This is a genomic window from Weissella confusa (genome assembly GCA_041871065.1).
Lineage (GTDB): Bacteria > Bacillota > Bacilli > Lactobacillales > Lactobacillaceae > Weissella > Weissella confusa_A.
This window is the reverse complement of sequence record CP168942.1, coordinates 2,197,340-2,220,417: the sequence shown is the minus strand read 5'-3', so window position 1 is coordinate 2,220,417 and position 23,078 is coordinate 2,197,340. Positions and strand designations below refer to the sequence as shown.

Genomic DNA, 23,078 nt, shown 5'->3' with positions numbered 1-23,078 from the left:
TTAGTGCTCCTTAAGAAATTGACGCACGATGTTTGAGAAAACCAACGGCGAAAATTGAATGAATAAATGTGTTTTGAATGGCGCGACGTATAGTGTGCCGTTGCCCAAGGCGTGTGCGATGTTTAGAGAGTGGCGTCGCTTGATGAAGTCGAATTGACCAACTAAAACAAGTGTTGGCGCCATGACCGTCTGCAAATCGCGCTTGGAAATGCCAGGTGTTTTAAACATGAGGCTGGTTTGTTGCCAACGGGCCTCGAAGAATGGATGGAGATGTCGTAACTTGCCTAACAGCCATTCAATCCAACTGGCAATCAGAACAATTGGCTTTGTTAATCCGTTGATGGTCAGATTAGGGGCGTTCAAAACTAATGCGTGAACACGCGTCGGATTATCCAGCGTGTAACGCAATGCTAAGTTGGCGCCGTCGCTATATCCCAAGATGCTCCACGTCGAGATATTAGTTGCGATTCGCAATGCTTCCAAATCGGAGGCTAATAGCTGGTAATTGAGCTGTGGCTGGGTATTCGTTGATTGCCCGTGCCCGCGCGCATCTTGCGTAATGACATAAAAGTCATGTGCGAAGAGGGGGAGGTAGGCATTGAAGTCTTGTTGCGATCCGTTGTTACCATGTAATAACAGCAAGGCTGGTTTTGTAGGTGAGCCATATGTTTGATAATCAATTTGGCTACCATCTTTAGTATGCAATTTCATATAAAATGCCTCGATATGTTAATACTTATTATTTTACACAAAAAGCCTGTGGATAACTTGTGGAAGGTTTGTTCGCATGACAATTGTCACGTGCAATTGTTCGTTAGGTTAAACTTAATTAATAAGTGAATAAAATCACAACGCCCATAAACGGGCATTTGCGGCGTGTTTTGGTATAATGAAATTCATTAGGTTGCCGACTTTTGCGTTGGTAACCGCGGGGAAACTATAAAAAATGAAAAGAGGTAGGCGTGTGTTACAGCAATTGAGACAATCACGACTCTTGTATTGGACAGTGGAATTATTGGCTGCTGCCCTCTTGATCTTGGTTGTAACGCAGTTGAGTTTTATACTCGAACCGATTGGGAAATTTATCGGGGCAGTGTTTGTGCCGCTGATTGTATCGGGATTCTTCTATTACTTGTTGAACCCGATTGTTGGGTTGCTTGAAAAAGTTCGTGTCGGCAAGTTTCATTTGAATCGCGTCGCATCAATCGCAATTGTGATGGTATTGCTAGTCGCTTTGATTGTTGCTGCGTTTATGGCGTTGGTGCCAGCATTGGCGACACAAGTTGGTAAGTTAGTTGATAATGCGCCGGGATTGATTAGGACATCGCAAAGTTGGATTGCGCAACTAAGCGAAACAGACTGGGTGAAAGACATTGGCGTGAATGCTAATCTGCAGGATTTACAAGCCCAAGTGCAAAAGTACGGTGAAACATTTATCTCTGGAACTGCAAGCAGTTTGAGTACGTTGATTGGGACGATTACCAGTGTAACAATCACGGCTGTTACCGTCCCGGTTATGACGATTTATATGTTGAATGACGGACATAAATTAGTGCCATTCTTGCAAAAAATCTTCCCAGGCCGAAATGAGGGGCGCGTCGCTGAGATTTTGGGTCGTTTAAACAAGACAATTGCACAATATATCAGCGGACAAGCCATTGAGATGATTTTCGTTGGTGTGGCGACGACGATTGGTTACTTTATTATTGGGCAAAATTATGCGCTACTACTTGGTATCTTTGCTGGGTTAACGAACCTGATTCCATATGTTGGACCATATATTGGTCTGGTACCTGCAATCTTTGTGGCGTTCACTCAGGATATTTGGCAAGTTGTTTGGGTCATTGTGGTGGTGTTGATTGTGCAACAAATCGATAGCAACTTAATCTATCCACGCATCATGGGTGCATCGCTAAACATTCACCCGTTGACGATCATTATCTTGTTGTTGGCGGCTGGGAACATAGCCGGTATTGCTGGTATGATTTTGGCTGTGCCATTCTATGCAGTTGTGCGAACGGTTATTATTTATGCTTGGCAACTATGGCAAATTGAAAAACAACAACGAACAGAAGCCTAAAAATGGCGCTACTTCTTGCGAGGTAGCGCCATTTTTCTATTTAACGTGAGTCACGTAGTAGTCAGCCCAGATACGCATCGCTTCGTGAACGTCTTGTAGTTGTTGCCCAACGTCGGTTAATGAATATTCAACGCGGGGTGGCACTTCAGGGTAAACGGTGCGGGTCAAAATTTTATTTTCTTCTAGCCATTTCAAATTGCTAGTCAGCACTTTCTGCGTGATGCCCAGCTTCTTTTGCAATTCGCCAAAGCGGAGCGTCCCTTCCTCTAATAAGAGGTTAACGATGTCTGGACGCCAACGATTGCGGTGGAGTTCGTTAAGGGTCACGAGCTTCTCGGCAATTTCTGGGGTCATGTCGATACTGAACGTCATTGGGTGTCTCCTTGTTTTTTTCTGTGAAGCTAATGTATCACACAATAGTTTCTTTAGGGAAACTATGCCACTTTAAAGTGCCTACTTATGCAATTTATCCGCGTGCGATATATTATAGGCATAGACAAGAACTATTTTGAAAAAAAGTACTTGGAGGTACGAAATTATGACCCATACAGACATTGCAAAAGCATTGGTTGGTACATTTGTTTCAGGTGATATCGCGGTTGCTGAAGCGAGCGCGTTGCCTACCTACAAGCAACACAATTTGAACTTTGGGGATGGCCGCGACGCGTTTATTGGCGCAGTTAAGGGCTTGCAAGAAGCACCTGTGAAGACAACGTTGGAAACGGTTCGTTCATTTGAAGATGGTGACTTTGTCGTTTTGCAAAACGTTGTGAACTTTGCCGGTTCAGGTGATCAAGTTGCTTTTGATGTTTTCCGCTTTGAAGGTGACAAGATTGCGGAACACTGGGATAACGTGACTAACGTGGTGGCACCGAACCCATCAGGTCACACGCAATTCGACGGTGAAACGGTTGTGACTGATTTGGACAAGACTGACGACAACAAGCAATTGGTATCAGACTTCGTGCGCGACGTTTTGCGTGGTGAAAAGCCAGAAAAGCTACCAGAATACATTGCTGGTGAAGACTACATCCAACACAATACAGACATTGCTGATGGTTTGACGGGCCTTACAACGGCCTTTGCAGCGATGGCTGAACAAGGCGTTGCCATGGTTTACGACAAGGTATTCAAGGTCTTGGGCCAAGGAAACTTTGTATTGGTGATGGGGGATGGTGAATTTGCCGGTAAGGCAGTGACATTCTACGACCTATTCCGTGTTGCTGATGGCAAGATTGTAGAACACTGGGATATCATTGAAGAAATTCCGGCCCGAGACAAGTGGGCTAACGACAACGGTAAGTTTTAATAGTACAAAAAAGCTGACAGTCATGAAGACTGTCAGCTTTTTAATTACCGTATTTTGGGATTGGATTGTATATGTTTTAAATAGACACGGTAATGTTTTTGTTAGAACTTGTCAGCTGCCGTGAAACGACCGTGGATGTGAGTAGGAGCTTCCAACTCATCATACAAAGCCTTGGCCAACGTACCAGTCGTAACACGTGATTCCTCACGTGCGTTGAAGATCAAAGCATCGTCTGACTTCAAGTATGTTGGTGTTGCAGGACCTGGCATAAAGGCTTGTTGTGGTGAGATTGCCATCCAGGCGAAATCATCAACCGTTTGCAAGTACTTGTATTCGTTAGCTTGCTCGATTGCTGCTTCAATCCAAGGTGCTTGTCCACGCATCAAACCTAGACGATCAGCCATAACTGATCCATCAGGCATTTGCAAAGTTGAAGAACCAACAATGAAGACGACGATAGGGGCGTCAGTGCCAGCCAATTGGTCGTGTAGATATTCGGCGAAACGAACGTGATCACTAGCGCGAGTAAAGTTCGAAGCGACGATGATAACATCAAATTGTGTTAGGTCTTCGCGCGTCAATTCGAAGTTTTGACGTTCGAAAGAAGGGATTTCATTACCAATCATACGTGTCACCTTGCCAGCTGAACGTGTGATTGCAGTAACTTGGTTCCTGCGTTGGTAACCTTCGATAACAAAGGCAGAACCGGCCATTCCGGTTGCCCCGATAATTCCAATCTTCATGTGCATACTCCAGTCTGTTTTTTCAAGCCTTATAATAGTCGCTTTTATAAAAGTGGACAAATAAAAAGGGTCAAAAAAGATTTTGCTGTTAAAGTCATCTCATTGATTTATAATATTTTTTAAATACTGCAGAAGGGCACGTTTGAAATATGGCAGAAAACCAGTTGGAAATTGGCAAGCTAGTTGCTGAAAATGATTTATATCACGAATTGCTGGGTGGCCGTTTCGGCATCGAAATCGAAGAGCATCGCGTCACGGAAGAAGGACGCTTGAGCCGTCGCGTATATCCGGATACGTTAGGTCCGCGAGCAACGCATCCTTATTTGCAAACGGATTATAGCGAAACACAATCAGAAATCGTCACTGAGCCAGCAACGTCATTTGAAATGGCGCGCGATTTGTTGCTGCAATTGCAATGGGTGTTGCGTGACCACATGGCTGACAACGAAACGATTTGGCCATTGAGTATGCCACCACGTTTGACGCCCGACGATTTACAGTGGGTTGATGAAACGTTTGATCGACCATGGATTAGTGAGTACCGCGATTGGTTAACGGATAAATATGGCTCAACCCATGAGATCATTACTGGCCTTCACTTGAATTATTCATTGCCAGAATCGTTGTTGCAAAAGTTGTTTGCGTTGAGCGATGAAACTGACTATGTGACGTACAAGAATTGCGTTTATTTCAAGTTGGCGCAAGCGATTTCGGTGAATCGTTGGTTGTTTGTGTACTTGTTTGGGGCAACGCCATTTAGTTTGAATTCGACTGATTCGCGCCTGCCAGAGCTTGATCATCCGGTGCGCTCTTTGCGTACGAGTCAATTTGGGTTTGCGAACGATGCAAATATCCAGGTCGACTATGCGACGAACCTGACAGATCATTTGGCACAAATCGATCAGCACATCCAGGCTGGCGATTTGTATTCAAACCACGAGTTCTATGGCACGGTCCGTTTTAAGGGACCAGAGACAAAGGAAGCGATGGCCACGGAAGGTGTACGATACTTGGAATTGCGCATTTTGGATGCCGATCCATTTGATCCAGCCGGTATCTCTGAAAATGCGTTGAACATCATTCACTTGGTAATTATTTACTTGTTGCTCCAAGACGAGGTGTACTCGGCAGATGATTTGGTACGTGCAAATGAGTTAGCGAATGAGGTTGCAATGCAGTCACCGACGGATAAATTGCCTAATCAAAAGGAGGCAATGACTTTGATGGGCGAAGTGTCAAAGTTGGCGGATCATTTTGGTATGCGCTTTAACGATGGGTTATCCTTAATTGCAGAACGTATCTTAACGCCAAGTAAGACGCCGGCTGCTAAAATTGCGGCCCTTGCTAAGACGCCAGATGAGCTCCAAGAGTGGGCGACGAACCTTGGTAATGAGCGTCGTGATTTGTTCCACGTGAAACATGATGAACAGTTTGAGGATTTATTTGGTCGTGGTGAATTAGCCAGCGTTGTAAGGCAGGCATATGAGTTGGGCGTGCGAGTTAAAGAACGTACTCGCGATGAAGTGACACTGTCAGTTGGTGACCACGTCGAAGTTTTGCACGAAGCCAAGGACCTGACGGAATTGTTCCCAGAAATATTGCCGGCCTAATTTACTGACTAAAAGGAAGTAAAGTGTTACAATAGCTTTCGTGATATCGAGAGGACGGTCGAAACATTGGGCACTCTCGTCAAAATGAAGGAGGCAACTAATGGCAAAAGAACACCCTTTTGATTTTAAGAAGTGGGACGCCTTTTTGGCAGAAATTGAAGGCAAGGAAATTCCTTGGGTAATGGGGGCTGTCGCTGATGGACACCCACAATACGACGAACGCATGATTGAGCTTGCTAAGGCTTTTGAGTGGTCAGATTACTTTGACCGCAACTTCGATCGTACGTTGAAGCAAAAGGGCCACCAAGAGTTGCCTGAAGAAGAAGTGGATGAAATTTCACGTACTAGCTCAGACTTCCGCGACTTGCGCGCTGTGACATCTGTTGTCATTTACGGTGAGCGTCGTTTGGAAGGTATGTGGGCAGCTATGACTGAGAAGGGTATCTTGCGTCGCTTGTTGAAGCGTTTGAACGACATGACGCCAGACGACTTCCCAGGTCCAAACTACTAAAATCAATTAACGGCTAGGCTCTGTTGAACCTAGCCGTTTTTGTTTGCGAAAAAAGAAATATTAATAGCCTTACGTTGCCGAAATCTTGAAAAATGAGTGAATTCTTATATACTAGAAAGAGTGTTGCAACTTTGCGACAGCTCGAATGGAAAATAAAATTAAATAAAAAGTCAGAAAGAGAGTGTTAACTATGGCACAGCAAGAAGCTTCTAATCAGAAGCTAGAACGTGGGCTTTCAAGTCGCCACGTTGAGATGATTGCGCTTGGTGGGACGATCGGAACTGGGCTGTTTTTGGGTGCTGGTCACTCAATTAGTACAGCAGGTCCAGCTATTCTGCTAATCTACATCATCACCGGATTGTTCATGTTCTGGATGATGCGCGCGTTGGGAGAATTGTTGCTTACTGATCCCGATAAGCCAACTTTTGTCGGATTCGTTGAGAAGTACCTTGGCAAAAAGGCCGGCTTCGTCATCGGTTGGACGTATTGGATTGGCTGGATTACGATTGCGATGGCTGAGTTGACGGCCGTTGGAACTTATATGAAGTTCTGGTTCCCATCAGTTCCAGTTTGGATTTGGGAAATCATCTTCTTGGCAGCCCTTTACGGGATTAACATCATTGCCGTTTCAGCCTTTGGTGAAACGGAATTCTGGTTCTCAATGATTAAAATCGTGGCTATCTTAGCGATGATTGTGACTGGAATTATTATGATTGTGATGCACACGAAGACGTCTGCCGGGGTAACGAGCCTATCAAACCTATGGCAACATGGTGTTGTGGCTCACCAAGGTCATCAAATTTTGGCAGCGTTCCAAATGGTCTTCTTCGCTTTTTTGGGAATTGAGTTCGTCGGTATGACGGCTGCTGAAACAAAGGATCCATTGAAGACGATTCCAAAGTCAATTAATTCAATTATCATCCGAATCTTGATTTTCTACGTTGGTGCATTGGTTGCCATCATGAGTATTCAACCATGGACGAATTACAACGCGAATGAATCACCATTCGTGCAAGTGTTTGCCGGTATCGGTATTTCAGCTGCGGCTGGAATCATTAACTTCGTTGTGTTGACGGCCGCCGCATCATCATTGAACAGTTCACTGTTTACAACTGGTCGTATGCTTTTCTCATTATCTAATGGAAAGGGTTACGCTGGTAAGTTGAACCGTCGTTACATTCCACGTAACGCCATCAACATTTCAGCGATTTTGATTGCTTTGGCAGCCGTTGTGAATGTTTTGTTCCCATCAAACGCGTTTGATTTGGTGACATCAGTTGCCTCAGCCGCCTTTGTGGTTATCTACGGCGTGCTTGTGTTTGCGCACTTGCGTTACCGTCAATCAGATGACTTCAAGAATGGTGAACAACACTTCAAGATGCCAGGAGCGCCATTTACGGATTACCTAACGATGGCTTTCCTAGCCGGTATCTTCTTGATTTTGCTATTTACGAAGTCAACGATGCCAACAACGGTCTTGGCTATTATCTGGTTTATCATCATGATTGCCCTTAGTCGCCGAGTTAAAGATTAAAATAGTGTATGATAAAGGTGGATGCAGATATGCATTCACCTTTTTTATTTGTCTAGGAAAGTGAGCGAAACACATGGCAGAAAAGTTTATTGAGCGAGACTATCAAAAGGTCCCAGCCGAAACCGACTACATTAAGCAACAATGGCACGATGTGGCCTACATGGATGGTGACCGTCACAGCATGGATATTTACCTACCGAACGATGGTCAAGGACCATTTCCAGTCATCGTCGATATCTACGGTGGTGGCTTGATCTTTGGTGACAAGAGTTCACACAAACTAGAACCGGCTTTGCGTATGCTGGATAAGGGCTATGCTGTCGTGAGTGTGGATTACTCATTGATTCACCAAAAGGATTTCCCATTCCAAATTTACGAGATTAAGGCTGCACTACGTTTCTTGCGTGCTCACGCTGATGAGTATCAATTGGATATGAATCGTGTGGCGTTGATGGGTGAGTCTTCAGGGGTACACTTGGCTGTGATGACTGGTGTCTCAGCATCAGTTGATGCATTGCAAAATCCATTTATGGGCGATAATAACAATCAACCAGAGACGGTAAATGCCATCATCGCGATGTACGGACCATATGCTTTTGATCAATTTGTTTCACAATTTGAAGAGAGCGGTGTGACGCCAAAGTATGCTGAAACGGGTACGGCGGACTCATTCGAAGGGCAAATGTTTAACAAGCAAGCGCCTAAGGATGTGCCACAACGCGTTAAGAACTATAACCCAGAAATGTACTTTAACGACCAAATGCCACCTATTTTGGCATTTGCAGGAACGGCCGATGCTGTGGTACCTTATCAACAGACAGTTAATATGATTGACGCGGCTCGTCAATTCGTTCCTGAAGAAAAGGCAGTTTTGCACTTGGTTGAAGGGACTGGACACGGACCTGCGTCATACATGACGCCAGAGTTCACTGATGAGAAGATTGCCTTCTTGGAGAAGTGGCTCTGATTTAGGGGGCAACCATGTTTGGTGCGTTTGGTAAGTCGTTTTTTAGGGCGACACCACAACAATTATTTGTACAATTGATTATTGATACGGTTTGGTTTTTGATTTTTCGACCAACTGACCCAACGATGAAATGGATTTTTATTGCCATTTTGCCAGCGGTTGATTTGCTATCAGCGGTGGTTAGTTTTTGGAATTACGTAAAGGACAATCGACCACAAAATTAAAACGAGCGAATGTTTCATGTGGAACATTCGCTCGTTTTTTGTTTGCCATTTAAGCAAATGTTTTGACCCAGCGACGCGATAACTGCGATACTGTAAGAAAAGCGAAGGAGATAAGGGGGATGCGTGGGTTAAAAGTAGACATCGAAAAATTCCGCAAGCAATTTCGCTTTGCGGATTTACAAACATTTATTAGTCGCGCCAACTTAAACATGGTTGGGCCGACCATCACATACTACACGTTATTGTCGCTAGTACCAGTTTTGATGAGTATTGGTGCGATTGCCGGACTTGTCGGCATCTCATCGACTGAGTTAATTGCAACTTTAAAAACAAATCTACCGGCTAATATCATGTCGATTTTGGCCCCGATTATTAAGTCGGTTCTGAGTGGTGGTGTTGGAATCTTGTCATTCTCAATTGTGACAACTATTTGGGGAGCTAGTGCGGTGCTGGCAGTTATTCGAAAAGCGTTCAACGGGGTGCACGATGTACCAGAACGTGTGAGTGGCATGCTGACACGCGTGTTTAGTTTTCTATGGTTGATGGTTATCTTGATTACGGCCGGTATTGTTATGGCCGCGACAGCGATTATGCCGGCAGTGATTCAAGCGATTCCTGGTGACTTACCTTGGCTAGATGAATTGGCTAAGCAAAGCCGACTATTTGCTTTAATTGGGCTGTGGTTGTTGATGTGCGTGTTTAACGTCGCATTGCCCGCCAAGCGTTTACCATGGAAGGCAACATTGCTTGGATCGGGGATTGAAGTCATCATCCTGGTATTACTAAATGCTGGATTTAGCTGGTATGCGCAATTTGCGGTTAAGAGCGTGGGATTTTACCAGTCATTAGGATCGTTGTTGGTGTTGATGGTCTATCTAAATTTGGTTGGCACCATTATGGTCGTTGGTCAGATTTTAATTGCTTGGTTTAGCGTACTGTTTGATCCTGAAGAAAAACAGCCAGCGGCGGTGCCACTGGCTGCAAAAGGGGTGCCTGCAAAACGTCGGCCGGCTTTAGCTAAAAGACAAGTTGCCAAGCATTATCGCAAGCGCACAACCCGTTCAAGTTGATTACTAATTAAGGCGTTGGGGTTTGTGCCCGGCTCGCCATTTGGCACCGGTAAGCCTAACTTTGCATAGTAAGTTTGCCATTCCGGCAAGATTGAATCGTCAGGACCAAAGGTCATGGCGATTTTTTTGAATGGATTTTTGATAGCTGAGAACGCTGTTTCAATAAATTCAGAGCAGTAAAACCCAGGTTCGCTGGCAATGAAAGACCAATTATAAGGTTGCCCTAAAAGGGTGTTAGCCTTCGCGATTACTGGCATTAGGTCTGGGCTTGCCTTTAGCCGATAAACATCAATCGATCCAGTTTGTTGGTCGATGAAGTCGTTTAAGGGTTGGCGAACGGAACCAAGTTCAGGGGAGGCGTGTAACACAAATACGCCATCAGCTGCTATTTCAACGATGCCGACGTGGGTGTAATTGAATGTTTCAGTATCAGGTTGCGTACTTTGGGCAATCATTTGTGAAAATTGCTCGGTCGTTGACCCGACAAAGAGCAAATCACCGGTTTGTAGTTCTGACATGGCAACACCTCTCGTTGTCTGACTTTATAATAAAAGCCCGCAACGCATGCGGGCTTTTATTATTTACTTTGCTTCGATTGCGACAGCATCTTCAGCCTTCTTGGCTTCCCATTGCTTGTCGAACTCGTCCAAAAGCGTACGAACTTCATCAGTTGTGTTCGTGTCCATCAAAGCCACACGCAAATCTGAGGCGTAGGCAAAGCCACGAACATAAATCTTGAAGAAGCGCTTCAACTTTTGGAAGTGCATAGGACCGAACTCAGCCGTGAACTCATCGTAAAGGTCAAGTTGCAAACGCAACAAAGCCAACGTTTCGTCCAACGTGTGTTCAGTAGGCATGATTTCAAAGGCGAATGGGTTTTCGAAAACACCACGACCAATCATGACACCGTCAACACCAGGGTGTTGACGAACAAGTTCCAAACCTTCTTCACGCGTCTTGATGTCACCGTTGATTTGCAACAACGTATCAGGTGCGATTTCATCACGCATCTTAACGATTTCATCAATGTACTCGTAGTGGGCTGGTACCTTTGACATTTCCTTACGCGTACGCAAGTGAACTGTCAAAACTTGAATGTCTTGTTGCAACAAGAATGGAATCCAAGTACGGAACGTCTCAATGTCGTTAAAGCCCAAACGAGTCTTAACAGACACTGGCAAACCAGCTGTCTTAGCTGCGCCAATAACTTCCTTTGCTGAATCGTAGTGACGAATCAAATCTGATCCGCCTCCGTTCTTGACAACTGTTGAATCCGGACAACCCATGTTCAAATCGATGGCGTTGTAGCCGCGGTCGCGCAATTCTAGTGATGACTTTTCGAAGTCTTCACCACGGTTTCCCCAAATTTGTACGACGGGCATCTTTTCGCTCTTATCAACGTGTAGACGACCTTGGACCGTAAACTTTGCCTTGGGGTGTGAAATACTGCGGGCGTTCGTAAACTCTGTGTAGTAAACGTCAGGCGCAGCAGCCTTCTCAACGACGCGACGGAAAACCGTATCCGTAACAGCTTCCATTGGTGCTAGTGAGAAGAATGGGGTCTTCTCAACACCAGGAACCTTAGGGTGATTTTGGGCTTCATCGACAACGCCTTGCCAGTAAGCTGACTTTGCTTTAACCATGTCTAAATCCTTTCTCTAAACATTTTTATTTTCATTTATGCGGCTCGATCTTCCGCAATCCAAACTGGGACATTTACAATATTAAAGGGTTTTGCAGGTCCTTTCAAGGCGTTTACATATCCAAAGTAGATAATTCCGAAAAAACTAGTGGGCAGACCTAAATAAAGTCGTTAAACTAGAGTGATGGGGAGGAAGAACTTATGATTACAATTCGACCAGCGACAATTGCTGATACAGGGGCAATTGTCCATTTAGAAATGACAATTATTGACCAAATGCAAATTCCGATGGTGGAAAAGCTTGGTCGTGACAATATTGAACAATTACTGCATGACAGTGCATTGGCTGATGATACAGCCCGTTATTCACACACGCATGCGACGGTTGCGGAAATGAGTGGTGCGATTGTTGGGGTGGCATTTGGTTATCCGGCTAAGCAAGAACCTTATTTGGATGTGTCTTTGCAACGCCTCCTGGCTGACCGTTTTGGTGAGTTAGCGGAACTATTCCCAGACAAAGAAACGGTGGGACAAGAATGGTATCTTGATTCGATTTCAGTTTCTGAGACGGCCCGCGGTAAGGGTGTTGGGACACAGTTATTGGCTGCTTTGCCAGCTGTTGCGCAAGCACAAGGTGAACAAGTCATTGGACTTAATGTGGATGATGGTAATCCAAAGGCACGTGCGTTGTATGAACGTGAAGGATTTGAACCAGTTAGCGAGCTCATGATTGGTGAGCATCATTACACACATATGCAACGTTCAGTGGAATAAACCATTATCTTCAGTCGAATAGTAGTACACTAGGAAAAGTAGTCTTTATTCGAGGAGAGAAGTATTATGGCAATTAAACGTAATATGGTGGCGGGTATTTTGCTAACTTTGGCGGTGTCCATTGTGGCGAAATTGCTATCACCATATTTGCCTTCGCTGGGTGGCGAAGCATTGGCGATGTTGATGGGAATTGTTTTAGGAAACACATTGTTTGCCCACGAACGCTGGAACGCTGGTGTGAAGTGGGCAGAGAAGTACCCAATTGAGATTGGAATTGCGGTACTTGGGCTAAACGTGACGCTTAATAACATGGCGACATTGGGTTGGTCAGGTGTGATTTTCATCCTAATCCAAATGACGGCAACGATTCTGTTTGTCATGTGGATTGGCGGACGCGTCTTCAAGGTCGCACCACAATCAGCGATGTTGATGGGAGCTGGAAACGCAGTTTGTGGATCCAGTGCCATTGCATCGGTCGCACCGGCAATTGGTGCAACCGATGATCAACGTCGTACGACAGTGGCAACGGTTTCGCTAGCCGGTGTTGTATTGCTGTTCGTTTTGCCAGTCATTGGACCAGAGTTGTTGCACCATAACGACATGTTGGTCAGTGCGTTGATTGGTGGAACGGTGCAATCAGTCGGACAAGTATCAGGAACAGCTTCTTTGGTTGGTGGCGACGTTGTGACGTATGCGCCGATCTTCAAGATGCTACGTGTAGTCTTGCTATCAGCAGTTGTCATTCTGATGTCACGTTATGCTACGAAAGCGACACCAGTTGAAGGCGTTGCACCAACTTCAAAGGTCAAAGTGCCATGGTTTGTTTTGACCTTTATCGTTTTGGTGGTCATCAATTCATTCGTGAATTTGCCACACGTGCTAACGGGTACGGCACATGAAGTGACTAGCTTCTTTGGGATTGTGAACTTGGCTGGTATTGGACTGAATTTGAAGTGGGCGACAATCAAGTCTTCTGGGGCGACGTTCCTAGGATATGGCTTGGTGACAATCATCTTCCAAGTCGTGCTAGCGCTTGGTTTAATCATGCTATTAATGCACTAAAAATAAGCGTCAACCCGCGTGGTTGACGCTTTTTGCGTAAAAATGGCTATGTTTTGTTTCATTCTGTGAACTTTTCGAATTTTCTGTGTCCTGCGTCATAAACTTAAACTTGTAATAACAGAGAACACGTTAACAAGGGGGCAGTTATGACAGGGACAGTACACACACAAGCATTTATGATGTCATTCGGAAACATTTTGGTGAAGACGGGCGTTCGACCTGAAGTCGCTGGACAAGTTATCGCGAAGTTGCATGCATTGGAAGCTCAAGCTGTGGCTTACCCAAGCAATCGCGCTTATCCAACGCCAACAATGTATAAGGTGACTGGCCAAACGCGTGGTACTGCTGCTCAAGGTTTGGTAATGTTGGCCAATATCGAAAACCGTTCATTCAACTTGTATAACATCTATGATGCGAATGCCCGTGAATTGCGCCAATTTGAGGCGATTGTTGGGTTGCTACACAACCACTTGCTTGAAGTTGGTGTGAAGCAAGTTTGGCACATGAACTCACCTGAATTCACGAAGCTAACTGCCTTCGCCTATGAAAACGAAGTGCCATATAAGGTGGCTGTTGAACACTACCTAATGGATAATGTGGCAGCGGTCGATACACAATACAATGGCGTATCATTGTCATAATCATAAATACAACGAAAAAATCCGTCTCAACCGAGACGGATTTTTTGATTACTATGCTGGCACAATCTTGATGTGCAAGCCGTTAGCGTCGATTTTGTGGGTCACTTGAATACCGTTGGCCGTGGCGACGGCTGGCTCATCTGGATTCTCGTGAACGGCCATGTAGGCGTTGTAGAATTCTTGTGATGACCAGCTCATACCGTGCTCGAAGGCGACGAAAGCGCGACCAGCTTCATCGTTATCGGCATCCTCAGAGTCGATGAAAATCATCGTTGCTTGATCGTCCTTAACGAGAACGGTCACTTGAACGCCATCATAAACGTCAGTGACACCGTGCTCGTCAAGTTGCAACTTGCGGTGGCTTTCCATGTTGAAGTTGCGGCGTAGCTTATTGAATTTTGCTAAAGAGCGCATGAAAAAAGTTCCTTTTCTTTACGTATTGTTAGTGATAACTTTACGCCTCCCTTTAATAAATGCAAGCATTCGGTTTCTCGACGGGGTATACTGTTAACATAGTGAACAATCGGGAGTAGGGTATGCTATTTACAGAATTAAAAAATTATGTCGTTTTTGACCTGGAAATGAACGGCAGTAATCAAATTATCGAGATTGGTGCGTTGAAGGTAACGACTGGTCAGGATATCGAAAAATTTTCCGTGATTGTCAACAATCCGCCAATGGGGAGCGGGATGGCATCGTTTAAGTTCATCTCACAATCAATGGGTGGTGATGACGGCTGGATTACGTTGGAGATGATCCAAAACGGTTTGGCAGAAGAGCGTGCATTGACGCGCTTTATGAAGTTCGTCGGTGATTATCCAGTTGTGGGTCACGCGATTGTTGATGGGGATGTCCAATTAATCAAGGAAGGCCTTCGCTACAACGATTTGGGTAAGTGGAAGACGAACGGTAAGGTTTTTGATACGCAACAAATCCACCGTGCGTTGAATGGTAACCCAAATGATATTTCATTAGCTGGCTTGGCTGATGAATATGAAGTAGAAATTGGCACTCAAAAGCACCGTGCGTTGGCAGATTCACGCGCAACGCTAGCGGTCTTTGCGGCCATGCAAAAAGTCTGGGCAAAGTAAAAAAAGACGAGATGAACATCGATGTGTTCATCTCGTCTTTTTGTTTTTTAAGCTAGGTGCCCCTTATCAAGTGGCAAGATAAATGGGTTTTGGAATCCAGTTGTATCAACGAATTCACCAAACTTAGCAACGCGCTTTGGATCTTGCAAAACCTTAATATCAGCAAGTGGGCTGGCATCGAACATAACGAAGTCGGCCATCTTACCGGGTACTAGTTCACCATAATCGTCGCTGATTTGAAGCAAGTCAGCTGCGTTGGTGAAGAGGGCACGCAAAATTTGTTGGTTTGTGGCACCGGCAATTGACCACAATTCAGCTTCCAAAGCTGTGTCGGCATAACCGTTCAATGGTGAACCGGCATCCGTTCCAAGCGCCAAGTTAACACCGTTCTTGGCTGCCTTTCCGAAAGCTTCGAAGTGAGAATCAACCCACTTGTAGGCCTTGTCGACCATCCATTGTGGCAACAAACTGTCACCACGCTTGATGATAACGTATGGGGCGACCAAGGTTGGCGTCAAGTAAGTGCCAGTTGAAAGGAACAAGTCCAACGCTTCGTCATCAATGACAAAGGCGTGTTCAACAGAATCAACACCAGCGCGCAAAGCTTCCTTAACGGTTTGCAAAGCTTCGGCGTGAGCGGCAACCTTGATACCGCGACGGTGGGCAACATCGACACCAGCCGCCATTTCAGCTTCAGTCATTTGTGGCATGTCGGGTTGTTCGAATTGTTCAAAGGCAATACCACCAGAAGCCATGTACTTAATCGCGTGGGCACCTTGTTCGATACGGCGACGCACACCAGCACGGAATTCTTCCGGACCAGTCAACGCCTCACCGATTTTTGAAGCGTGACCGCCAATGGTTGAAAAGGCGCGACCAGAAGCCACAACCCCAGTACCACGCCATTGACCGTTCAACGTCATCTTTTGGATACCGATATCAAAACTATTTGCTGTCGCAAGGACGCGCGTGTAAGTGACACCAGAAGCCAACATTTCGTTCAAGTTAGCTTGGGCTTGCATCGCAATCTCAAAGGGCTCACGAGATGCCTTAGGACCGTATGGGAACACCTTGTTGATGATGTGAACGTGGGTATTGATCATACCGGGTGTCACAAACTTGTTTTCAAGATCGACAAGTTCTTGGCCTTCTGCAGGAGCAGTGCCAACGCCGGTAGATGTGATACGACCACTGGTCAAATCAACGGTGAACCATGAATTAGGAATAAATTTTTCTTGCGCAACATCATAGACTTGCGCATTATGATACGTGCGAATCGACATGAAACCACCTCATTTTTAGACTCAGTTTGGTTTAGCGCCAAACTACTTGTTTTCTATTATAAACTTATTTTTTGTCGAAAAACGAGTATCCGGCTTGCAATGTGTTTCGTTATAGTTACAAAAAGTCAGTGCAGATAAGTTGTTGACGAATTGTCAGGGATATCATATGCTTAGGGGGTCATTTAAAGGGGCCGTTGGTTCAAATTGAATCGGCGTTAATCAAAGTCAAAGGAAATGAAATTCATGCAATTACTTATGTCATCAACGCAAGCGTTTTTCTACTTTACGTTTTTCGGTTAGTCATCCGAATCAATCGTAAAGTTATTTTGCGTTGAACACTCGGATGACGGTAAAGTATCCGAGTGTGTGAGACATCAGGCAACTAAGTAATTGGTTTGTATGAAACTCATTTAGCACGCATCGGATACTGGATTGGTATCCGATGCGTGCTTTTTATTTACTGGGGCTTTGTGTCATTTGGGAAGAGGTGTTTATATGTCGTTATTAAAGAGGATGTTCCGAAAAGAATCATTGGAAACATATTTGAAGAGTGATGCGCATTTTTCAAAGTCACTGACTGCTAAAGATTTAATTGGGTTAGGAATTGGGGCAGTTATTGGAACGGGTATTTTTATTTTGCCGGGTACGGTTGCTGCAACGACAGCTGGCCCAGGCGTGATTTTTAGTTTTATTATCGCAGCTGTTGTCTCTGGTTTGGTTGCGATGGCGTATTCGGAAACTGCGTCAGCAATGCCAGTAGCTGGATCCGCATATTCATACGGGAATGTCATCTTTGGTGAAGTGATTGGCTGGATTCTTGGCTGGGCATTGATTTTGGAATATGCGCTAGGTGTGGCCGCTGTTTCAACCGGCTGGTCAGCCTACTTTGCAAATTTGATGTCACCATTCTTCAAGTTACCAACCGCGTTATCAGGAGCTTATAATCCGGCTGAAGGAACGGTTGTGAATATTGTCGCAGTGGTAATCGTCTTGTTAATTGGGTTGCTGTTGCGCGGGGGAATGACTGAATCTAAGCGCGTTCAAAATGCGATGGTGTTATTGAAAATCGGGATTATTGTGTTGTTCATTGTCGTCGGCTTTTTCTTCATCAAAGCTGACAATTTGACACCACTGATTCCAAAGCGCATGGATGGTGCGTTTGGTATTCAAGGGGTCTTTGCCGGAACGTCGATGGTGTTCTTCGCCTTTCTAGGGTTTGATGCGTTGTCAGCGACCGCTGCTGAGGTGAAAAATCCAAAGCGCGATATGCCAATTGGTATTATCGGGACATTGATTGTCGCAGCAGTTTTGTATGGTTTGGTTGCTCTAGTTTTGACAGGGATGGTGCACTATTCAAAGTTGAACGTTGCTGATCCGGCTGCGTTTGCGATGCAACAAGTTGGCCAACACTGGGCAGCGCTTATCATCACCATTGGGGCGTTGATTGGGATGTTCACGATGATGGTGACGATGCTATATGCTTCTTCACGATTGATTTATGCCGTTGGTCGTGATGGCCTATTGCCAGGTGGACTAGGTAAGTTGAGTAAGCAAGGGGAACCAGAACGTGCGCTGGGTATTGCAACAATTGTTGTGGCATTCTTTGGTGGGTTCGTACCGCTAGAAAAGCTAGTCGATTTGGTGAATATGGGCACATTGTTGGCATTTATGGTTGTGTCATTGGGAATTTTGCCATTACGTAAGCGTGCTGATGTGCGCCAAGATGGTTATAAGATGCCTGGTTATCCGGTGCTACCAATTTTGTCAGCGCTATTCACGTTCTTCTTAATCACGCAATTGCACCTAGAAACACTGGTAGCAGCGCTGGTATGGTCTGTGTTGGGGATTATTTTGTACCTAACGTATGGTATGAAACATTCACGGATGAACTAAACAATTTGTTCCACGTGAAACAGAAAAACTTTTTGAAATGATCTTGGTTTAAAAACCGAGGTCATTTTTTAATTGTGCATTTTTTCTCAAACTTATGATATAATAAACATATGAAATAAATGACATGTATTATTCGGGGAGAAAATGAAATGGAAGTACGACAGAAATTATTAGCGCGGGGCATTCAATTAGAAGTGATTTCAATGGCATGGATGGCGATTGAATTTGTGCTTGGTGTGTCTGCGGGGATTCACGCTGGGTCAATTTTGCTGATTGCGTTTGGGCTCGATGCCTTTTTGGAAACAGTCGCCGGTGGTATTTTAATTTGGCGTTTGCGCGCCGAATATAATGGTGCGGATGCCAAGACGGTAGCGCGGGTTGAACGTACGGCCAGCCGATTGGTAAAGGGTATCCTGTTGTTACTTTCAGGATATGTGTTGATTACTTCGGTTATGAACCTGATTAACCATGAAATGCCAGCGGAAAGCGGTATTGGGTTGATCATTGCGATTATGTCCGTTATCTTGATGCCAATCATGACAACGATGAAGCGTCGCATTGGTGATCGTATTCAATCTGAAGCGTTGCGTGATGACGCGATGTGTAATGTCACATGTGCGGTGTTAGCGGCTCTTGTATTGGGTGGCATGGTCCTGACGGCATTGTTTGGCCTATGGTGGGCAGATGCAGTTGCGACAATCTTGTTTGCGATTTATGTCGGCCGTGAAGGATTGGAATTGTTCGAAAAGTAAACAGTTAATATGTAATTAATCAGCTGGGTGATATTGATTTAATGGTCAATGTCATCCGGCTTTTTTGTGCATCTATCTGAAAAATGACGGCTCGTTAAAAAACGAAACTTGTGAAAGCGTTTTCGCGCGAGTAGCGTAATACATGTTGATAGAAAGTTTTTGATTAGGGGGAATTATTGATATGTCGATATTGATTGCGTTGGTACCAGCATTAGCCTGGGGGTCAGTAGGAATTGTGACCACCAAGGCCGGTGGAACAGCTGCTCAAGGCATCATGGGAATGACGATTGGAGCCATCTTGCTTGGCTTCGGTACATTGGCATTTTTCGTTATTCCGAATGCCGGCATGGATTATGCATTTAATTCACGCATTTGGTTGGTAGGATTTATCTCAGGATTGATCTGGGCAGTTGGTCAGGTTGGTCAACTGATTGGCTTTAAGAAGTTAGGGGTGTCGATTGGAAATCCGTTGTCGACATCTGGTCAAATTGTTGGAAATGCCTTGATGGCAGCTGCGGTGCTGGGTGAATGGCACACAGGCCGCATGTGGTTCTTTGGTTTGCTATCAATCGCGTTAGTAACCGGTGGGGCACTTTTGACGACGGTTCGCGATAAAAATGCGCCGGTTGAAACCAATCCAGAACGTGATTTCAAAGGTGGTGTGACGGCAGTCATCGTCTCTACGCTGGCCTTTATGATGTACTTCGTTTTGCCAAACTTGTTGAACAAGTGGGGCTACATTTCAGATGCCATCCATAACCAAAATAATGGGTTGGATTACATGACAGCAATCGTTGCACCACAGTCGATTGGACAAATTCTAGGTGCATGGTTGATTGTGGCCTTCTACTTTAAGGAGACGCGTAACATCTTTAAAATTGGCACAGCGCGTCAAATTATCACGGGGTTAGTTTGGGCGCTCGGAAATGTCTTTATGTTCATCTCAACGGGAAATCCAGAAGTGGGGCAAGCAACAGCGACAACCCTTTCTCAGACAGGGATTATCGTTGGGACGTTTGGGGCCATTTTCATTCTTGGTGAACGCAAAACGACCCGCCAGATGGGATACATTTTCCTGGGAACGGTATTAGTAATCGTGGGGGCAATTTTGATTTCGAAATTGTCAGTATTGTAAGTGTTTTAAATTGGGGGAATTAAAATTATGGCACTTTTGGGAGCTATTGAAGCAGGTGGTACAAAGTTTGTCGTTGCGGTGGCGGATGTTGAAAATCCAGATGTTGTGGTCGCGCGTGAAAGTTTTCCGACGTTGGACGGTGCGGGGACCATTGCTCAGGTGATTGATTTCTTTGATCGTTATGATGACATCGCGGCCATCGGAATTGCAGCATTTGGACCGATTGATATTAATCCGGATAGTCGCACATATGGGTATGTCTTAGATACACCGAAGCGTGGTTGGTCAGGATATGATTTTTTGGGTGCGATGCGGGCATGGCGCGACATCCCGTACTATTGGACGACTGATGTGAATGGCGCCGGCTGGGCTGAGTATGTATCAGGTGCAGCTAAAGACGTTGAAAATGTCGTTTATCTAACGGTCGGGACGGGTGTCGGTGCCGGAATTATTCAGCATGGACAGCTACTGAGTGGTAATTCACACCCTGAAGCTGGGCACATTATGATGCGTAAGCACCCGCAAGACAGTTACGTCGGTCACTGCCCATTCCATGGCGATAACTGCTTGGAAGGGTTGGCAGCCGGTCCGGCCATCGAAGACCGTTGGCAAGAATCAGCAAAGTCATTGCCAGATGATCACTTGGCATGGGAAATCGAAGCGTACTACTTGGCGCAAGCGGCCGTGACTTACACCGTTATTTTGCGTCCGGATCGCATTGTATTTGGTGGTGGGGTCCCTCACCGTGAAGTATTGTTGCCAATGGTGCGCAAGTCATTTGCGGAACAATTGGCGGATTACCTACCAGTTGATGATTTGGATAAGTATTTGGTGACGGTCGGAAACGGCGACAACGCCGGTATTCTAGGTTGCTTCTATTTAGCAAAGCAACTGGTTGAAGCTTAATTAATGAAAAACGCAGTGATTCAATGTGCGAATCACTGCGTTTTTTGCGCCCACCACAAATTAGATAGCGGAATGCGGGTGTCACCGATAATGATGTCTGAGTCGGTATAGCCAGTGACTAACCCGGTGATGATGGGTGGTACCGCACCATCTGTATCTGAATAATTTTCTTGCACGGCCACTTCTTCATGTCGGCCGAAAGCGTCGAATAAAATCGCTGTCATATCGGGTAAGGTCATTTCTGGCATGCGTTTACGATTTTGGCGGGCTAATTCTAAGGCTTCCTTCTTTTTAACGTCTTCGGTGTGGTCAGACAGGTAGTAGCCTTGCCATTTCACCATGCCGCGATCTTGATAATCGTGGCTGAAAAAGTAGGCTGCCCGTTCGAACATATCCTGTTCATCATCCATAAGCGTTTCCTCCGTTGTGACCACCAACCAGACCGATACGGTTAAGCATCGTACCGCCGGCAACACTAGAACTTTTGAAGACAGCGCCGACGCCAAATTTTTTGCGAATATCATCGATGACGGTATCGATGGTTCGTTGGCGCGTATTAATCATGACCGGGGTAAATAGGTCGATTTGTTCAACGCCTTCAGGTGCTAAACGGCCGGCACTGACGTAAACGTTGCGCACGACTTGTCCCTCGTAATGTTGCCTAAAAATATCGCGGAGTGCATTGGTAATTGGCAAACTGAGATTGGTGGCATCAATCGTTATCTGGCCGCCGAAACCGTGTGTTTGGTTTGTTTCGCGATATCCAAAGCCGATGCCAAGGCTAATCTGACTGGCAACCACGTGTTTGGCACGCAAACGACTCGCGACTTGCTCACCAATTTCACGAATCACGACTTCAATTTCGGTCGGATTGTCGTAGTCGCGCGGCAGAACTTGCCCGTTACTAAACGAACTCTCTTTTGGCCGATATTTTTGTTTAATCAAACTACGGTCAATGCCCCAAGCCAGTGCGTAAAGTTCGACGCCTTTAACGCCGAATTTTTCTTTAAGCCGGTAGGGGTTTGCTGCAGCCAAATCACGCATTGAAAAAATACCTAAGCGTCGTAATTTTTTTGCGGTACGTGACCCGATACTCCAAACGTCATCAAGCTTTTCGATGGGCCATAAAACGTCGGGGATGGTGTCATAATGCCATTCACCAATTAAATCATCAGCGTGCTTAGCGGTTAAATCGAGCGCCATTTTAGCCATGGCAGGGTTGTCACCAATGCCGACTGTTAGGTAGATACCAGTTGCGTCACGGACTTCTTGCTGAATAATCCGCGCAACTTCGTAGTCTGTCAGGGTGCGATGATATTTGGACTCTAAGTAACGCCAGCTATCGGTCAAATCGAGTAATGATTCGTCGATTGAATAGATGTGCAAATCCTCGTCGGCGACAAACTTCCGATAAATGTCATTAATTTGTTTGTTTTTTTGAATATAGTAATTCATACGGGGTTGGACGATTGCCAATCGTGGATCGCGTGGTACGTCACGTTGACGCATAACGTTGGATACCCCAAGGACCTTTTTAGCTTGGGGTGAGGCAGCTAAGACAAGGCCGCCGTTTGTGTTTTCTTGTTGACTCATCACGACCAGGAGTGATTTGAGGGGGTTGAGTCCCAAATCGACACTTTCAACGCTCGCATAAAAGCTTTTTGAGTCGATAACCATTACGTGCCTGGCGGTTTCTTTTTGGTAGACATCGACCATCAGAATGACCTCTATTTATGTATATTAGGTTTATCCTAACGTTAGGATAAACCTAATATACACCCTTTAGAAAATCTTTGCAAATACGAAAACGCCTGATATGACGGTGTTTTTAACAAAAAAATAGCACCAACC

25 protein-coding genes are annotated in these 23,078 nt (G+C 45.3%); 16 read left to right on the top strand and 9 right to left on the bottom strand.

What is annotated here, in order from left to right:
- Positions 1 to 711 (bottom strand): alpha/beta fold hydrolase, encoded by a 711-nt coding sequence (locus ACAW68_10845; protein ID XGA15931.1) that lies wholly within the window; start codon positions 709 to 711, stop codon positions 1 to 3.
- Positions 712 to 964: 253 nt separating this feature from the next.
- On the opposite strand from ACAW68_10845, the gene ACAW68_10840 reads away from it, so the two are divergent.
- Complete coding sequence (locus tag ACAW68_10840) at positions 965 to 2,080, top strand: AI-2E family transporter (GenBank protein XGA15930.1); 1,116 nt, start codon at positions 965 to 967, stop codon at positions 2,078 to 2,080.
- A 36-nt stretch (positions 2,081 to 2,116) separates the two neighbouring features.
- On the opposite strand, the gene ACAW68_10835 is transcribed toward ACAW68_10840, so the two are convergent.
- Positions 2,117 to 2,452 carry a winged helix-turn-helix transcriptional regulator gene (locus tag ACAW68_10835; protein ID XGA15929.1) on the bottom strand — a complete coding sequence of 112 codons (336 nt, stop codon included), beginning with the start codon at positions 2,450 to 2,452 and terminating at the stop codon, positions 2,117 to 2,119.
- 166 nt (positions 2,453 to 2,618) lie between these two features.
- Between ACAW68_10835 and ACAW68_10830 the strand changes: the two genes are divergently transcribed.
- The gene (locus ACAW68_10830; GenBank protein ID XGA15928.1) at positions 2,619 to 3,389 is read left to right on the top strand and encodes a nuclear transport factor 2 family protein; all 771 of its coding nucleotides are present in this window, start codon (positions 2,619 to 2,621) and stop codon (positions 3,387 to 3,389) included.
- Positions 3,390 to 3,490: 101 nt separating this feature from the next.
- Here the strand turns inward: ACAW68_10830 and ACAW68_10825 are convergent, their stop codons facing one another.
- Positions 3,491 to 4,132, bottom strand: a complete 642-nt coding sequence (locus ACAW68_10825) for an NADH-flavin reductase (protein XGA15927.1) — start codon at positions 4,130 to 4,132, stop codon at positions 3,491 to 3,493.
- Positions 4,133 to 4,281: 149 nt separating this feature from the next.
- Here ACAW68_10825 and ACAW68_10820 point away from each other — a divergent pair, with 149 nt between their 5' ends.
- The 6 genes from ACAW68_10820 (at position 4,282) to ACAW68_10795 (ending at position 10,048) form a co-directional block, all read left to right on the top strand.
- Positions 4,282 to 5,742, top strand: coding sequence for a glutamate--cysteine ligase (locus tag ACAW68_10820; GenBank protein ID XGA15926.1), 1,461 nt, complete (start codon positions 4,282 to 4,284; stop codon positions 5,740 to 5,742).
- Positions 5,743 to 5,842: 100 nt separating this feature from the next.
- Positions 5,843 to 6,253: a DUF6508 domain-containing protein gene (locus ACAW68_10815; protein ID XGA15925.1), complete on the top strand. Its 411-nt coding sequence runs from the start codon at positions 5,843 to 5,845 to the stop codon at positions 6,251 to 6,253.
- 190 nt (positions 6,254 to 6,443) lie between these two features.
- A complete protein-coding gene (locus ACAW68_10810) occupies positions 6,444 to 7,787 on the top strand; it encodes an amino acid permease (protein XGA15924.1) in 1,344 nt (447 codons plus the stop codon).
- Positions 7,788 to 7,860: 73 nt separating this feature from the next.
- Positions 7,861 to 8,754 (top strand): alpha/beta hydrolase fold domain-containing protein, encoded by an 894-nt coding sequence (locus ACAW68_10805; protein ID XGA15923.1) that lies wholly within the window; start codon positions 7,861 to 7,863, stop codon positions 8,752 to 8,754.
- Between the two features lie 14 nt (positions 8,755 to 8,768).
- A complete protein-coding gene (locus ACAW68_10800) occupies positions 8,769 to 8,978 on the top strand; it encodes a hypothetical protein (protein XGA15922.1) in 210 nt (69 codons plus the stop codon).
- 119 nt (positions 8,979 to 9,097) lie between these two features.
- The gene (locus tag ACAW68_10795) at positions 9,098 to 10,048 is read left to right on the top strand and encodes a YihY/virulence factor BrkB family protein (GenBank protein ID XGA15921.1); all 951 of its coding nucleotides are present in this window, start codon (positions 9,098 to 9,100) and stop codon (positions 10,046 to 10,048) included.
- Here the strand turns inward: ACAW68_10795 and ACAW68_10790 are convergent.
- Both ACAW68_10790 and ACAW68_10785 read right to left on the bottom strand, forming a co-directional pair.
- The gene (locus ACAW68_10790; GenBank protein XGA15920.1) at positions 10,018 to 10,566 is read right to left on the bottom strand and encodes a YiiX/YebB-like N1pC/P60 family cysteine hydrolase; all 549 of its coding nucleotides are present in this window, start codon (positions 10,564 to 10,566) and stop codon (positions 10,018 to 10,020) included. The two genes, ACAW68_10795 and ACAW68_10790, sit on opposite strands and share 31 nt — an antisense overlap.
- Positions 10,567 to 10,629: 63 nt before the next feature.
- A complete protein-coding gene (locus ACAW68_10785) occupies positions 10,630 to 11,691 on the bottom strand; it encodes a tRNA dihydrouridine synthase (GenBank protein ID XGA15919.1) in 1,062 nt (353 codons plus the stop codon).
- Positions 11,692 to 11,891: 200 nt separating this feature from the next.
- On the opposite strand from ACAW68_10785, the gene ACAW68_10780 reads away from it, so the two are divergent.
- From ACAW68_10780 to ACAW68_10770, 3 genes are all read left to right on the top strand, one after another.
- On the top strand, positions 11,892 to 12,464 hold the full coding sequence (locus ACAW68_10780) for an N-acetyltransferase family protein (protein ID XGA15918.1): 573 nt from the start codon (positions 11,892 to 11,894) through the stop codon (positions 12,462 to 12,464).
- A 66-nt stretch (positions 12,465 to 12,530) separates the two neighbouring features.
- Entirely contained in the window at positions 12,531 to 13,526 is a 996-nt protein-coding gene (locus ACAW68_10775) for a YeiH family protein (GenBank protein XGA15917.1), read from the top strand.
- 146 nt (positions 13,527 to 13,672) lie between these two features.
- Positions 13,673 to 14,167, top strand: coding sequence for a hypothetical protein (locus tag ACAW68_10770; GenBank protein XGA15916.1), 495 nt, complete (start codon positions 13,673 to 13,675; stop codon positions 14,165 to 14,167).
- Between the two features lie 51 nt (positions 14,168 to 14,218).
- Here ACAW68_10770 and ACAW68_10765 read toward each other — a convergent pair whose 3' ends face one another.
- The gene (locus ACAW68_10765) at positions 14,219 to 14,581 is read right to left on the bottom strand and encodes a hypothetical protein (protein ID XGA15915.1); all 363 of its coding nucleotides are present in this window, start codon (positions 14,579 to 14,581) and stop codon (positions 14,219 to 14,221) included.
- 122 nt (positions 14,582 to 14,703) lie between these two features.
- Here ACAW68_10765 and ACAW68_10760 point away from each other — a divergent pair, with 122 nt between their 5' ends.
- Positions 14,704 to 15,258, top strand: a complete 555-nt coding sequence (locus ACAW68_10760; GenBank protein ID XGA15914.1) for a PolC-type DNA polymerase III — start codon at positions 14,704 to 14,706, stop codon at positions 15,256 to 15,258.
- A gap of 47 nt (positions 15,259 to 15,305) precedes the next feature.
- Here ACAW68_10760 and ACAW68_10755 read toward each other — a convergent pair whose 3' ends face one another.
- Positions 15,306 to 16,541: an amidohydrolase family protein gene (locus ACAW68_10755; protein XGA15913.1), complete on the bottom strand. Its 1,236-nt coding sequence runs from the start codon at positions 16,539 to 16,541 to the stop codon at positions 15,306 to 15,308.
- Between the two features lie 495 nt (positions 16,542 to 17,036).
- On the opposite strand from ACAW68_10755, the gene ACAW68_10750 reads away from it, so the two are divergent.
- The 4 genes from ACAW68_10750 to ACAW68_10735 all read left to right on the top strand — a co-directional run bounded on the left by ACAW68_10750 (position 17,037) and on the right by ACAW68_10735 (position 21,227).
- Positions 17,037 to 18,434, top strand: a complete 1,398-nt coding sequence (locus ACAW68_10750) for an APC family permease (GenBank protein XGA15912.1) — start codon at positions 17,037 to 17,039, stop codon at positions 18,432 to 18,434.
- A gap of 149 nt (positions 18,435 to 18,583) precedes the next feature.
- Positions 18,584 to 19,186, top strand: coding sequence for a cation transporter (locus tag ACAW68_10745; protein ID XGA15911.1), 603 nt, complete (start codon positions 18,584 to 18,586; stop codon positions 19,184 to 19,186).
- Between the two features lie 181 nt (positions 19,187 to 19,367).
- Positions 19,368 to 20,321, top strand: coding sequence for a GRP family sugar transporter (locus ACAW68_10740; GenBank protein XGA15910.1), 954 nt, complete (start codon positions 19,368 to 19,370; stop codon positions 20,319 to 20,321).
- A gap of 27 nt (positions 20,322 to 20,348) precedes the next feature.
- Positions 20,349 to 21,227, top strand: coding sequence for an ROK family protein (locus tag ACAW68_10735; protein XGA15909.1), 879 nt, complete (start codon positions 20,349 to 20,351; stop codon positions 21,225 to 21,227).
- A gap of 32 nt (positions 21,228 to 21,259) precedes the next feature.
- Here the strand turns inward: ACAW68_10735 and ACAW68_10730 are convergent, their stop codons facing one another.
- Positions 21,260 to 21,637: a hypothetical protein gene (locus tag ACAW68_10730; GenBank protein ID XGA15908.1), complete on the bottom strand. Its 378-nt coding sequence runs from the start codon at positions 21,635 to 21,637 to the stop codon at positions 21,260 to 21,262.
- The gene (locus ACAW68_10725; GenBank protein XGA15907.1) at positions 21,630 to 22,943 is read right to left on the bottom strand and encodes a Y-family DNA polymerase; all 1,314 of its coding nucleotides are present in this window, start codon (positions 22,941 to 22,943) and stop codon (positions 21,630 to 21,632) included. The genes ACAW68_10730 and ACAW68_10725 overlap by 8 nt, the downstream gene beginning before the upstream one ends.
- Positions 22,944 to 23,078 lie beyond the last annotated feature (135 nt).